Here is a 13,566-nt window from a genome sequence, read left to right as displayed (position 1 = left end):
TCCCTAACAGGCTGAATGGGTATTGAGATTATTGTTTCAAACGTTTTTTATTGTTTTAAACAGCTTTTTCAGACCGTCAATAGTTTACAGAGATGTTAACGATGTGAAAAGTAATTCAATTTAGCCTGTGAGCTAGACAACAATTCGACTCTCTCTATGCGCTCGCACAGGAAGATCCAATTATTTAAATATCTTTGATAGAAGAGGCGGCAAAAATGCCGCCTCTGATTCGTCTTATCTCAATTACAGAACGAGACGACGGATGTCTGATAGCGCACTGTTTAGGTAAGTAATGAAACGCGCACCTTCAGCACCATCAATCACACGGTGATCGTATGACAGTGACAGTGGAAGTTGTAGACGCGGCTCAAACTCTTTACCGTTCCAAACAGGTTTGATTTCAGACTTAGACACACCAAGGATGCCCACTTCTGGTGCATTTACGATTGGCGTAAATGCAGTACCACCGATGCCACCTAGGCTCGAGATAGTGAAACAGCCGCCTTGCATGTCAGCTGCCGTCAGCTTACCAGAACGTGCTTTCTTAGACACAACCATTAGCTCTTCAGAAAGCTCGTAGATGCCTTTTTTGTTCACGTCTTTGAAAACTGGAACAACTAAACCGTTTGGCGTATCAACTGCAATACCTACGTTCACGTATTTCTTCAGAATGATGCTTTCGCCATCGTCAGAAAGTGAAGAGTTAAATGCAGGGAACGCTTCTAGTGCTTTCGCAACAGCTTTCATGATGAACACAAGTGGTGTGATCTTCATGCCAGTGTCGTTCTTCGCTTCGATTGCATTCTGCTCTTTACGGAATGCTTCTAGCTCAGTGATGTCAGCGTTATCCCACTGTGTAACGTGCGGGATCATTACCCAGTTACGGTGCAGGTTAGCACCTGAAATCTTCTTGATCTTAGAAAGAGGCTTAACTTCGGTCTCACCAAACTTGCTGAAATCAACTTTTGGCCATGGTAGTAGACCAAGAGTAGAGCCGTCACCGCCTTTGCCAGATGCCGCAGCACCAGACTCTAGACGTTTCAGTGCATCTTTAACGTAAGACTGTACGTCTTCTTTAAGGATACGGCTCTTACGACCAGTACCTTTAACCTTAGAAAGGTTTACGCCAAATTCACGAGCAAGACGACGAACCACTGGAGATGCGTGCGCGTAGTCACCGTTCTCTTGGAAGTCGCCAGTTGCTGCAACTGCTGGAGCTTCTGCTTTAGGCGCCGCTGCAACAGGTGCTGCCGCTTGCGCTGGAGCTGCTTGAGCAACTGGTGCCGCTACTGGAGCTGCGCCTGCTACTTCAAAGACCATGATTAGAGAACCAGTGGTTACTTTGTCGCCAGCTGCGATTTTGATCTCTTTGATGGTACCCGCGAAAGGTGCCGGTACTTCCATCGATGCTTTGTCGCCTTCAACAGTGATTAGAGATTGCTCTTCTTCCACTGTATCACCAACCGCTACCATGATTTCAGTCACTTCAACTTCATCGCCACCGATGTCTGGTACGTGTACATCTTTTGCTGCCGACGCTGCTGGAGCCGCTGCAATTGGTGCTGCTGCCGCTGGAGCTGCAGGAGCTGAACCCGCCGCTGCGCCAACTTCAAAGATCATCACAAGTGAGCCAGTTGATACTGAATCGCCCACCGCGATTTTGATTTCTTTTAGAGTACCGGCAAATGGCGCTGGTACTTCCATAGAAGCCTTGTCGCCTTCAACTGTTAGAAGAGATTGCTCTTCTTCAATTGAGTCGCCAACTGCTACCATGATTTCAGTCACTTCAACTTCATCGCCACCAATGTCTGGTACGTGAACTTCTTTCAATTCGACTGCCGCTGCTGCCGCAGGAGCCGCTACTGGAGCCGCTTCAACCGCTGGAGCAGGTGCAGCTTGCGCTGCACCCTCGGCTTCGAAAATCATAATTAGAGAACCAGTAGAAACCGAGTCGCCAACAGCGATTTTGATTTCTTTAACGATACCCGCTTGAGATGCAGGAACTTCCATAGAAGCTTTATCGCCTTCAACTGTGATTAGAGACTGCTCTTCTTCAACCTTGTCGCCAACGCTTACAAGAATCTCAGTAACTTCAACCTCATCCGCACCGATGTCTGGTACATTAATTTCGATTGCCATTGCTTATCTACCTTTTAATTAAGCGTTGCTTATGCGTATTGTGGGTTAGTTTTTTCAGTGTCGATGTTGAATTTCTTGATTGCTTCAACAACCACAGATTTATCCATATCGCCACGTTTCACAAGCTCAGTTAGAGCTGCAACTACCACATAACCTGCGTTCACTTCGAAGTGACGACGTAGGTTTTCACGGCTGTCTGAACGACCGAAGCCATCAGTACCCAACACTTTGTAAGACTCAGCTGGAACAAATGCACGTACTTGCTCAGCGTAGTTCTTCATGTAATCCGTCACTGCGATTGCAGGCTCGTTACCAAGAACAGTCGTGATGTACGGTACTTTCGCTTCTGCTTCAGGGTGTAGCATGTTGTCACGCTCTACCGCTTGGCCATCACGAGTTAGTTCGTTGAATGACGTTACAGAGAATACGTCAGACGCTACGCCGTAATCTTCACTTAGGATCTGTGCTGCTTTACGCGCTTCATTCATGATAGTACCAGAGCTCATTAACTGAACTTTGCCCTTACTACCTGCGTAAGACTCAAGCTTGTAGATACCCTTACGAATGCCTTCTTCAGCGCCTTCTGGCATTGCTGGCATTGCGTAGTTTTCGTTCATTACTGTTAGGTAGTAGTAAACGTTCTCTTGGTTCTCACCGTACATGCGACGGATACCGTCTTGCATGATTACCGCTAGCTCGTAAGCAAACGTTGGATCGTAAGAGATACAGTTAGGTACAGTGTTCGCCATGATGTGCGAATGACCGTCTTCGTGCTGTAGACCTTCACCGTTCAGTGTTGTACGACCCGCTGTAGCACCTAGTAGGAAGCCACGCGCTTGTTGGTCACCTGCTAGCCATGCCATGTCACCAATACGTTGGAAACCGAACATTGAGTAGTAGATGTAGAATGGGATCATTGGTAGATCGTTGGTGCTGTATGAAGTCGCAGCTGCAACCCAAGACGCCATTGAACCTAGCTCGTTGATACCTTCTTGTAGAACCTGACCTGAAGTCGCTTCTTTGTAGTAAGACACTACGCCGCGGTCTTCTGGAGTGTATTCTTGACCGTGTGGGTTGTAGATACCCACCTGACGGAATAGACCTTCCATACCGAATGTACGCGCTTCATCACAGATGATAGGAACGATGTTCTTACCAATGTTCTTATCTTTAAGAAGAATGTTTAGCGTACGTACATAAGCCATTGTGGTCGAGATTTCACGCTTTTGCTCACCAAGAAGCGGCGCAAATTCTTCTAGCTCAGGAACTTTGAATTCTTGAGTGAATTTAGGCAGACGCGCAGGTGTATAGCCGTGTAGAGCTTTACGACGAGCGTGCATGTATTCGTACTCAGGCGTGCCTTCTTCTAGTTTCAAGTATGGAAGTTCTTTGATCTTCTCATCTGAAAGAATGTCTTCTAGACCTAGGCGATCACGTAGGTGTTGAACATGAGTCATGTCCATTTTCTTCACACCGTGCGCAATGTTTTTACCTTCTGCTGCATCACCCATACCGTAACCTTTAACTGTTTTCGCTAGGATTACAGTTGGTTTACCGTTGGTTTCTTTTGCATTGTTGAACGCAGCAAACAGTTTAGATGAATCATGACCACCACGCTTAAGTGCGAAGATTTCGTCATCAGTCATATCTGCAACAAGTGCAGCTGTTTCTGGGTACTTATCAAAGAAGTGCTCACGTACGTATGCGCCATCTTTAGATTTGAATGTTTGGTAGTCACCATCGATAGTTTCGTTCATTAGTTGAAGAAGCTTACCAGTGGTGTCTTTCGCAAGTAGTGAATCCCAGTTGCTACCCCAAATAACTTTAACAACGTTCCAACCAGCACCTTTAAATAGGCCTTCTAGTTCTTGGATGATGCTACCGTTACCCATAACCGGGCCATCTAGGCGCTGTAGGTTACAGTTGATTAGGAAACATAGGTTGTCTAGTTTTTCACGTGCAGCGAACGAGATCGCGCCGCGTGATTCTGGCTCATCCATCTCACCGTCGCCTAGGAAGGCATAAACACGTTGAGCTGAAGTTTGCTTAAGACCACGGCCATCAAGGTACTTCAAGAAGCGAGCTTGGTAGATAGCTGAAATTGGACCTAGACCCATCGATACCGTTGGGAACTGCCAGAATTCAGGCATTAGTTTAGGGTGTGGGTATGAAGGAATACCTTTACCATCTACTTCTTGACGGAAGTTATCTAGCTGCTCTTCAGTTAGACGACCTTCAACGAATGCACGCGAGTAGATACCAGGAGAGATATGACCTTGGTAGTACACCAAGTCACCGCCGTCCGTCTCGTTTGGAGCGCGGAAGAAGTGGTTGAAACATACTTCGTAGAATGCTGCTGCAGACTGGTAAGAAGCCATGTGACCACCTAGGTCTAGGTCTTTCTTAGATGCGCGAAGTACAATCATGATCGCATTCCAGCGAATGATTGAACGAATACGACGCTCTAGCGTTGTATCACCTGGGTAAGCAGGTTCTTGCGCAGCTGGAATCGTGTTGATGTAGTTTGTGTTGATACCTGTAGCCATATCAACGCCATCAAGACGAGCTTTATCCAAAACTTGCTCTAGTAAATATTGAGCGCGTTCTACACCTTCTTCACGTACAACTGATTCAAGCGCTTGCAGCCAATCTTGAGTTTCCAGTGCATCTACGTCATGCTTCATATCAGACATGCCGATCTATCCTTCTGTTGGTTGGATCTACTTATTCGTTACCCTGCTGAATTCGACGTAGAGAGCGCTCACGTCGAGACTCTTCGCGAGTCAAATCCAACAATATTTCTTCGATATAAGCCAAATGAGAATGTGACATTTCACGCGCCTTTTCTGGCTGACCAGAAACAATCGCATCCACAATGTTGGCTCGGTGCTTACTTACTTTCTCCACCACTTCTTGTCGGCGGTGAAGCAATTTTAAATTTTGTAAAATATTTTGCTCAAGCAACGGCGCTAGGCTACGCACAATATGCAATAGCACAACGTTATGTGCCGCTTCGGTCAGCGCAATCAAGAACTGCATTACGGCAGCGGCTTCGCCGGCTACATCTTGCTGCTCTTGTTGTGCCCCAATCTCTTCTAACGATGCTTGAATACGAGCAAAATCTTCATCAGTACCACGCAATGCTGCAAAGTAAGCTGATATACCTTCCATCGCATGGCGCGACTCCAGTAAATCAAGTTGAGTTTCAGAATGACTCGACAATAAATTTAGCAGAGGATCAGAAAAGCCTTTCCAAATATTCTCGCTAACAAAGGTGCCACCACCTTGTCTGCGAGTAAGAAGACGTTTCGCTTCCAAACGCTGAATCGCTTCACGAATCGAAGGACGAGAAACATCGAACTGTTTCGCCAGTTCGCGCTCTGGTGGCAACTGCTGCCCCGGAGACAATGTTCCTTCAACTATCAACCTTTCGAGCTCTTGTTCAATCACATCAGAGAGCTTTGGCTGACGAATCCTTTGATAAGCCATAAATTACGATTCTTTACTCTTTGCAGTTAATTGGTCATACCAATTTAATGTGGGAAGAAATTAACATATAAAAAACGCAAATTCCAGCCAAAAATTGACCCAAATCATAAAACCAAGCCACCAGCAACTAACCATTAACATCATTTACATGAAACGCTGATGTAATTGGTCATGCCAATTACAAAAGATGAACAACTGGGTGAAAAGCGTGCTAGCGGTCACACTATAATTGGTTAGTTTTAAAGAAGTATGAATGAATGTGAGAAATCGTTTTTATTTGATGTTTTTTGCTCATCATCGCGTGAACGGAATGTATTTAATCACCGCACAAATTGCACAACGACCAAAAGGCAAAAGGAGCAAGAGGAATAAGAAAACGAAGGAAATGAGCGACATCAGCTGAGAGGTTGGCGTCGCTTGCACTTGATAGGCGAACTCTAAATGAACAGATCGCTATTTGGCTTCAAGATGATCAATCATCAATTGCAGAGACTGATTACCACGGAACTCGTTAATATCCAGCTTATAAGCTAAACGCACTGTTTTTACTGACGCATCAGGCCAACGACGTAAATCGACATTAAAAGCGATACCATCAATCATAATATTGGTTGGATGGCCTTTAAACAAAGGTTCCAACATCAATTTAAGATGCTTCTCACCCACCAGTTTCTGATGCAATACTTTAAATTCACCATCAAAAATAGGTTCAGGGAAAGCTTGTCCCCAAGGGCCTCCGCCGCGCAGCATTTGTGCCACATGCATTGAAAACTCTTCCGGCTTTAACTCTCCATCCGAGAGCACAATGCCTTTCAATGCGGCTTCATCAAGCTCTTCCTTCACCGATTGATCATACAAAGCAGCAAAGCGCTCAAAGTTTTTTTCTTCAATCGATAAACCCGCAGCCATCGCATGGCCACCAAACTTAAGAATCAAGCCTGGGTTTTGTGTATCAATGCGATCCAAGACATCGCGCATATGCAAACCAGGAATCGAACGACATGAACCTTTAATCAGGCCATCGCCACCATCAGCAAACGCGATCACCGGACGATGGAATTTCTCTTTGATACGAGAGGCCAAAATACCAATCACACCTTGATGCCAATCACGTTGGAACAGCACTAGGCCAAAAGGTAATTCCGCATTTTCACCAAATTGTAAGCGCTCACAAAAAGCCATCGCTTCTTGTTTCATGCCTTCTTCAATCTCTTTGCGTGTTTGGTTAAGGCCATCGAGTTCACTCGCCATGCGACGGGCGGCATGGATATTATTGCTTAGCAGCAACTCAACGCCGAAAGACATATCATCCAAGCGACCGGCTGCATTAATGCGTGGGCCTAAGGCAAAACCAAAGTCAGAAGCCACTAAGCGACTAGCATCGCGCTTAGCCACTTCAATCAAAGCTTGAATACCAGGACGAGCATGGCCAGCGCGGATACGTTGTAAACCTTGGTGAACGAGGATGCGATTATTCTCATCCAAAGGAACCACATCAGCAACGGTACCTAGCGCCACTAAATCAATCAGTTCCATCAACTTAGGCTCGCTGACTCCTTGTTGCTGGAACCAACCGCTGGTGCGCATATGAACACACAGCGCCATCATTAAGTAAAATGCAACGCCAACACCGGCTAAAGATTTGGATGGAAACGCACACTCTTGTAAATTGGGGTTCACCATTGCATCTGCGATCGGCAGCTCCGAGCCAGGTAAATGGTGATCGGTCACCAGCACCTGCAAGCCTTGTTCTTTGGCGTAACGCACCCCTTCAATCGATGACACACCATTGTCGACGGTCATGATCACTTGCGCACCAATCGCGATTGCTTGATCGACGACTTCTGGGCTTAGGCCATAGCCATCCTCAAAGCGGTTTGGTACTAAGTAGTCAACATTGCTACTGCCAAGCATGCGCAGTGCCAATACAGACAGTGCCGAGCTGGTCGCGCCATCAGCGTCAAAATCTCCCACCACAATAATGCGTTGATTGGTTTTGATCGCTTCAAACAACAACTCCACCGCAAGTTGAATACCATGCAGTTTTTGATACGAATGAAGCCCGCGCACACCATTTTCTAGCTGTTGAACCGAGCGAATACCACGACTCAGATAGATGCGGCGTAAAAGAGGTTCAATCGAATCAGGAAGGAGTGAGAGGTCGACTTCAGGACGACGTTGAATTTCTATCATCATAAAATAAAAGTAGGCTCGATTGAGCCTACTTCCTTGTTGTTATTTTTGTTCTAAGCGTTGCAGCAATTTCTCTGCTGGAACATAACCACCAACCATTTCACCATTCGGCAAGAAGATGGCTGGTGTACCGCTAATGCCTAACTCACGGCCTAGCATGTAGTGCTTTTGAATCGTTTCTTGGCATTGTGCGAAGTCAGCACCTTTCGCTGGGAATTTGCGATTTACTTTACCGTCGTGCATGGCGGTTTGTGGATCTTCAGCACACCAGATGGATGCCATTTGATCCGCGACATCACCCACAGGACCTTGACGTGGGAATGCCATGTAGCGAACAGTAATGCCTAAATCATTGTAGTCTTGCAGTTCACGATGCAGTTTAACGCAGTAGCCACAGGTAATATCGGTAAATATCGTCACTACGTATTTTTCATTGTCGGCTTTAAACTCAATCACTGAATCTTTCATTGCTTCGATTTTAGCGGCATTGATTGGCGCTTGGCGCTGAGCAATGACATCTTGATAACCACCTTTGTCATCCAACTGGTATAGCGAACCGGCAATAAAATACTCGCCATCTGGTGAAGCAAATAAAACGCCACCGTTGGTTTGTATTTCAACCAAGCCTTTAATATCGGCAGGCACAATATCAGTCACCTGCAAACCCAGTTTTGCAAAGCGCTCAGCAAGCTCCGCTTTATTAATTTGTGTATCGCCACTTACGTTAGCAAAAGCAGTCGCTGCAAAAAAAGGCAACGCAAGTAATGTCATTCGGCGTAATACGCTCATTCAATTCACCTTAAATAAAATCTCTAACGCAAGAGCTAAGCCCTTGGGTGATGTTCACTATGAAGCTGTTTCAATCGCTCTGTTGCGACATGAGTATAGATTTGTGTGGTCGACAAGTCACTATGCCCAAGCAACATCTGCACCACACGTAGGTCCGCACCGTAGTTTAACAAGTGGGTAGCGAATGCATGGCGCAATACGTGCGGAGACAGCAATTCCGTATCAATGCCCGCCAACACCGCGTAGTGCTTAATACGATGCCAAAAGGTCTGACGGGTCATTTGTCTTGCTCGTTTACTAGGAAAAACCACATCGGATGTTTTCTCCCCAAGTAACTCAGACCGCCCTTGTTGAAGAAAAGTTTCAATCCAATCGACGGCATTTTCTCCCATTGGAACCAAGCGCTCTTTACCGCCCTTACCGGTTACTCGCACGACTCCTTGACGCAAGCTGATATTTTCCATTGTCAAACTGACCAACTCAGTGACACGCAACCCCGTTGCATACAGCAACTCCAGCATCGCTTTATCACGCAATTCAATCGCATCATTAGGATCGGGCGCATTCAGTAAGGCGTCCACTTGAGCTTCACTGAGGTCTTTCGGTAGCCGCTTGGGTAACTTAGGACTCACCAACAAGGCGCTCGGGTCATCAGCACGAATTTTTTCACGGTGCAGATATTGAAATAAACGGCGAATCGCCGACAGCATTCTCGCGCGTGAAGTTTGTTTATAATCTTGATCAGCTAACCAAGATTGATACTCCTGCAATCCTGACAAACTAATGAAATCAAGACGATAGTTGTGCGTTTTCATCCACCCAAGCAGCTTAAATAAATCAGTGCGATATGACGACAAGGTGTTTTCAGATAACCCTCGCTCCATCCACATGGCATCAAGAAACTGCTCTACAACCCCTTGATCCAGTGACATTATTTCAGACACAACCACTCTCTAATTTTTAACTCCACATTTCTCTTTACTGTAAATGCATACAGCAGACAAAGCCATAAAAAATCCAATTGATGGTGGATATTCGCTGCAAAGCAGAGCATTTTGTGGGTAGAATTCGCTAACACTCCATTAAGAAAGATACACGATGATGAAAATCGGTCTATTTTACGGTTCAACCACCTGCTACACCGAAATGGCAGCAGAAAAAATGCGCGCCATCATGGGTGATGACTTGGTGGATATTCACAACGTCAAAGAGTCTCCACTTTCGACAATGGCAGATTACGACTTATTAATCCTCGGTATCTCCACTTGGGATTTTGGTGAGATTCAAGAAGATTGGCTGGCGATCTGGGACAGTATTGAGAGCCAACCATTACAAGGTAAAACCGTCGCACTGTTTGGCCTTGGGGACCAAGAAGGTTATGGCGAATGGTATTTAGATGCCATGGGCTTATTGTACGATCAAGTCAAGCAAGCTGGCGCAACCATTGTCGGTTACTGGCCAAACGACGAGCAGTACCAATTTGAAGCCTCGAAAGCGCTAACCGAAGATGGCAGCATGTTTGTTGGCTTAGCGCTTGATGAGGACTCTCAATACGAGTTAAGTGATAAGCGCATCGCCACTTGGGTCGAACAAGTTCTGACCGAATATCAAGCCACACTTTAAGAACAAGAGAGAGGCGAGATTTAAGAATCGAGAGGCGCACACGGTCACCTCTCGAACGCAATGTTCTCGCTTCTCAGCGTAATGCCTCTCTGTATCTCAGCCAGTCAAATACCAATCCCGGATCGGTTTTACGCAAAGGGGCGATGTATTGATGACCGGTAATACGTGGCAGCGTGATTTGAGGATAGTGCTGCATTAACTGCAAACTAAGCTTGGTGAGCGCTTGATATTGCTCATCGGTGTAAGCGACATAATCACTGCCTTCCATCTCAATACCAATCGAGTAATCATTGCAACGCTCACGACCAGCAAAACTCGAAGCACCCGCATGCCACGCTCTATCGCGAAACGAAACAAACTGCACTACTTCGCCATCGCGACGGATCAAGCAGTGTGCCGATACCCCCATTTTGTGGATCACTTGGAAAAAGGGATGCTCATTGGCATCTAATGTGCCGAGAAAAAATTGCTCAATATAAGGCCCGCCAAACTGACCCGGTGGCAAACTAATATTATGAATCACCAGTAGGGATATATCATCGCTATCACTACGTTGGTCAAAAAACGGGGATGGCACATGACGTGCAGCTTGGTACCAACCTTGCGGATCAATCATTTGGCTATTTCTCATTTTCCATAACTGGCGCCAATTTTAACTGAAATGCGAGATTAATGGCTGAATTTCACTCGCAGTCAGCGTATCATTCCCTTCTCTGTTCAACTGCGTATTAGATTTGCGATGAAAAACACACACAATAGCCAAGAACGTCTTGAATATTTGAAGCAGCAACTTCCATTAGAGATCACTCGTGCGGTCAGCGAAACCTTGAAAGAAGATCTCGGCGGTACACTTGATGTGACCAACGACATCACCGCAAGTCTGATCCCTGCCGATGCGCAAAATGAAGCGACGATCATCACTCGTGAACACGGTATTTTCTGCGGTCAAGCATGGGCAGATGAAGTGTTCAAGCAGCTTGGTGGCGAAGTAACCATCGATTGGCATGTACAAGATGGGGATACGGTTGAACCGAACCAAGTACTTTGTACTCTTTCAGGCCCTGCTCGCATCCTACTAACGGGTGAGCGTAACGCCATGAACTTTATTCAAACACTGTCTGGCTGTGCGACAACCGTTGCGCGCTATGCAGAAAAAATTGCTGGAACCGATTGTCGTCTGCTTGATACGCGTAAAACCATTCCAGGCCTGCGTAGCGCATTGAAATATGCAGTAGCATGTGGTGGCGGTTACAACCATCGTATTGGTGTGTTTGATGCGTACTTGATCAAAGAAAACCACATCATCGCCTGTGGCGGTATTTCTCAAGCAGTGAGCACCGCAAAAGAGCTAAATCCAGGTAAACCGGTAGAAGTCGAAACAGAAAGCCTAGCAGAGCTTAAAGAAGCGATTGAAGCTGGCGCAGATATCATCATGCTAGACAATTTCACCACCGATATGATGCGTGAAGCGGTTGCAATTAATGCCGGTCGTGCAGCTCTAGAAAACTCAGGCAATGTGACGCTTGAAACTATCCGTGAATACGCTGAAACAGGCGTGGATTACATCTCTGTTGGCGCTTTAACCAAGCACCTAAAAGCGATGGATCTATCCATGCGTTTTAAATAAAACGTTTTCACCAAGGCCGTTAATGATGAAAAAATACTTAAGCATTATTTTCACCCTGCTTGCGCTCTCTGGTTGCGCCACCTTTGAAGAAGGCGTGACCTCGATTGCGGACGATTTAAATCGCAAGGCTCACGGTGATTTTGATTAACCTTTCACTTTGATGTGTTAATCACAATTATCACGCATAAAAAAGGTTCATCGCGGCTTTCCGGGGAAAGCCGCTTTTATCTTTAAGAAAAAGTAATCGGTATCTCGATAACCATACCCCATCCGCTTGATTAACTTTATTTTGTTGTTTATCCCTTCAAGGGTGCACGTATTCAACGGATAAATGGCTGAGGCAGTAATACCATGAAGGTAAGGAAGAAGCTTTCTAGCAAACTCTTTTAACGGCTTTATCCCACTCTCATTCACTTGCTCCCACCACACCTTCCATAAGTTTTTTGCCTGAAGTTCGGACTCACAACGCCAGAGCTCCTTTAATTGCGAACCCAGCAAATAGGTAGTCATCAAATCCTGATTTATCTTCAATATTTCAGTGAGATAGCTCTCCTGTTGTGTGTTTAAATTATCTCTATTTTTCAATAATACCCAACGAGAACGCTTGACCCATTGTCTCGCTTTTTTATCATGCTTTAGCTTATTGGCTTGATCGACTCGGACTCTATCTATGACCTCACGACCGAACTTAGCTACAACATGGAACAAGTCATAAACGATACGTGCATTTGGGCAGTGCTCTTGGACTTCAAGGTCAAAAGCAGTATTCATATCCATTGCTACCGCCTCGATATTTTTACCATGTTCGCCTAACCGCTCGAAGAACGGTCGAATGTCCTTGCGGCTGCGGCCTATCCCTATCCAGATAACCTGATGAGTCTTTGCATCAGCAATGACAGTGGCATAACGATGTCCCTTAAAAATGGCGAACTCGTCCATAACGAGTTGCCTTAATTCGCTCCACTTAACTTGCGGTACCACTTGTTGAAGTCGACGCTTATCTATCTCTTTAATTGTGTGCCAATGAACACCAGTGATTTGTGCGATGTGCTTAATGGGTAAAAGAGGCAGTAGCTGTTCGATGTAGCTTCGCAAGCGATTAGTGATACGAGAATAAGGCTCTAGCCAAGATAACTGCTCTGTTTTAATGCCACATTTACTGCACCTAACTCGTCGAGTCTGAACAAGCAACTCAACAGGTATTCCAAGCATTGTTGCTTCTTTCACGTTACGCCATTGGTACTCATGTATTGCTTGAGTGTGAAGTCCACAAGGACATCTAGCGAGAGAGTTAGGTTTCAGGGTGAGCGTAATAAGTGATTCTGTCTGATGAGACTTTGCTACATGAAAGCCTTCCCAGAACGAAGATAGGAAAGTATGATTCGGCATGAAAACGGTAGTTTGTGTAGGTTTTGTTTGGCGATAAAACTCTATCACTTACTACCGTTTTTGTTTTGAGTTCCCGCTTATCCGCGATGAACCTTTTTGGTTCATCGCGGCTTTCCGGGGAAAGCCGCTTTTATCTTTAAGAAGAAGTAATCGGTATCTCGATAACCATATCCCATCCGCTTGATTAACTTTATCTTGTTGTTTATCCCTTCAAGAGTGGACGTGTTCAGCGGATAAATTGCTGAGGCGGTAATGCCATGAAGGTAAGGGCGAAGCTTTCGAGCAAAGTCTTTTAACGGCTTTATTCCGCTCTCACT

12 protein-coding genes are annotated in these 13,566 nt (G+C 45.7%); 3 read left to right on the top strand and 9 right to left on the bottom strand.

The features are described from left to right. Positions 1-243: 243 nt before the first annotated feature. The 6 genes from aceF to xerD form a co-directional block, all read right to left on the bottom strand. Entirely contained in the window at positions 244-2,139 is a 1,896-nt protein-coding gene (gene aceF, locus RH85_RS16490) for a pyruvate dehydrogenase complex dihydrolipoyllysine-residue acetyltransferase (RefSeq protein ID WP_006713842.1), read from the bottom strand. A 29-nt stretch (positions 2,140-2,168) separates the two neighbouring features. Further along, complete coding sequence (gene aceE, locus RH85_RS16485) at positions 2,169-4,832, bottom strand: pyruvate dehydrogenase (acetyl-transferring), homodimeric type (RefSeq protein ID WP_006713841.1); 2,664 nt, start codon at positions 4,830-4,832, stop codon at positions 2,169-2,171. Between the two features lie 31 nt (positions 4,833-4,863). After that, entirely contained in the window at positions 4,864-5,628 is a 765-nt protein-coding gene (pdhR, locus tag RH85_RS16480; protein ID WP_006713840.1) for a pyruvate dehydrogenase complex transcriptional repressor PdhR, read from the bottom strand. A 453-nt stretch (positions 5,629-6,081) separates the two neighbouring features. Further along, on the bottom strand, positions 6,082-7,821 hold the full coding sequence (gene recJ, locus RH85_RS16475; RefSeq protein WP_039949214.1) for a single-stranded-DNA-specific exonuclease RecJ: 1,740 nt from the start codon (positions 7,819-7,821) through the stop codon (positions 6,082-6,084). Positions 7,822-7,863: 42 nt separating this feature from the next. Continuing rightward, on the bottom strand, positions 7,864-8,610 hold the full coding sequence (gene dsbC / locus RH85_RS16470; RefSeq protein ID WP_006713837.1) for a bifunctional protein-disulfide isomerase/oxidoreductase DsbC: 747 nt from the start codon (positions 8,608-8,610) through the stop codon (positions 7,864-7,866). Positions 8,611-8,645: 35 nt separating this feature from the next. After that, positions 8,646-9,542: a site-specific tyrosine recombinase XerD gene (gene xerD / locus RH85_RS16465; RefSeq protein WP_006713836.1), complete on the bottom strand. Its 897-nt coding sequence runs from the start codon at positions 9,540-9,542 to the stop codon at positions 8,646-8,648. 169 nt (positions 9,543-9,711) lie between these two features. Here xerD and fldB point away from each other — a divergent pair, with 169 nt between their 5' ends. Beyond that, complete coding sequence (gene fldB / locus RH85_RS16460; protein ID WP_006713835.1) at positions 9,712-10,233, top strand: flavodoxin FldB; 522 nt, start codon at positions 9,712-9,714, stop codon at positions 10,231-10,233. A gap of 73 nt (positions 10,234-10,306) precedes the next feature. On the opposite strand, the gene ampD is transcribed toward fldB, so the two are convergent. After that, the gene (ampD, locus tag RH85_RS16455) at positions 10,307-10,849 is read right to left on the bottom strand and encodes a 1,6-anhydro-N-acetylmuramyl-L-alanine amidase AmpD (RefSeq protein WP_006713834.1); all 543 of its coding nucleotides are present in this window, start codon (positions 10,847-10,849) and stop codon (positions 10,307-10,309) included. 123 nt (positions 10,850-10,972) lie between these two features. Here ampD and nadC point away from each other — a divergent pair, with 123 nt between their 5' ends. Together nadC and RH85_RS23055 are read left to right on the top strand one after the other, a co-directional pair. Then, positions 10,973-11,860 carry a carboxylating nicotinate-nucleotide diphosphorylase gene (gene nadC, locus RH85_RS16450; RefSeq protein WP_006713833.1) on the top strand — a complete coding sequence of 296 codons (888 nt, stop codon included), beginning with the start codon at positions 10,973-10,975 and terminating at the stop codon, positions 11,858-11,860. 22 nt (positions 11,861-11,882) lie between these two features. Then, on the top strand, positions 11,883-12,008 hold the full coding sequence (locus RH85_RS23055) for a lipoprotein (RefSeq protein ID WP_241210408.1): 126 nt from the start codon (positions 11,883-11,885) through the stop codon (positions 12,006-12,008). 47 nt (positions 12,009-12,055) lie between these two features. Here RH85_RS23055 and RH85_RS16445 read toward each other — a convergent pair whose 3' ends face one another. After that, positions 12,056-13,249: an ISL3 family transposase gene (locus tag RH85_RS16445; protein ID WP_083824889.1), complete on the bottom strand. Its 1,194-nt coding sequence runs from the start codon at positions 13,247-13,249 to the stop codon at positions 12,056-12,058. A 101-nt stretch (positions 13,250-13,350) separates the two neighbouring features. Further along, the coding region (locus tag RH85_RS16440; RefSeq protein WP_006713830.1) for an ISL3 family transposase at positions 13,351-13,566 on the bottom strand (216 nt) is incomplete at its 5' end.

The sequence above is a fragment of the Vibrio ichthyoenteri ATCC 700023 genome (assembly GCF_000222605.1).
Taxonomy (GTDB): domain Bacteria; phylum Pseudomonadota; class Gammaproteobacteria; order Enterobacterales; family Vibrionaceae; genus Vibrio; species Vibrio ichthyoenteri.
The sequence above is the reverse complement of the archived record's forward strand: the minus strand, read 5'-3'. Positions and strand labels throughout refer to the sequence as shown.

Excerpts from the sequence above, each read along its gene's own strand:
- aceF (WP_006713842.1), bottom strand. The coding sequence starts at position 2,139 with ATGGCAATCGAAATTAATGTACCAGACATCGGTGCGGATGAGGTTGAA.
- aceE (WP_006713841.1), bottom strand. The coding sequence starts at position 4,832 with ATGTCTGATATGAAGCATGACGTAGATGCACTGGAAACTCAAGATTGG.
- pdhR (WP_006713840.1), bottom strand. The coding sequence starts at position 5,628 with ATGGCTTATCAAAGGATTCGTCAGCCAAAGCTCTCTGATGTGATTGAA.
- recJ (WP_039949214.1), bottom strand. The coding sequence starts at position 7,821 with ATGATAGAAATTCAACGTCGTCCTGAAGTCGACCTCTCACTCCTTCCT.
- dsbC (WP_006713837.1), bottom strand. The coding sequence starts at position 8,610 with ATGAGCGTATTACGCCGAATGACATTACTTGCGTTGCCTTTTTTTGCA.
- xerD (WP_006713836.1), bottom strand. The coding sequence starts at position 9,542 with ATGTCACTGGATCAAGGGGTTGTAGAGCAGTTTCTTGATGCCATGTGG.
- fldB (WP_006713835.1), top strand. The coding sequence starts at position 9,712 with ATGAAAATCGGTCTATTTTACGGTTCAACCACCTGCTACACCGAAATG.
- ampD (WP_006713834.1), bottom strand. The coding sequence starts at position 10,849 with ATGATTGATCCGCAAGGTTGGTACCAAGCTGCACGTCATGTGCCATCC.
- nadC (WP_006713833.1), top strand. The coding sequence starts at position 10,973 with ATGAAAAACACACACAATAGCCAAGAACGTCTTGAATATTTGAAGCAG.
- RH85_RS23055 (WP_241210408.1), top strand. The coding sequence starts at position 11,883 with ATGATGAAAAAATACTTAAGCATTATTTTCACCCTGCTTGCGCTCTCT.
- RH85_RS16445 (WP_083824889.1), bottom strand. The coding sequence starts at position 13,249 with ATGCCGAATCATACTTTCCTATCTTCGTTCTGGGAAGGCTTTCATGTA.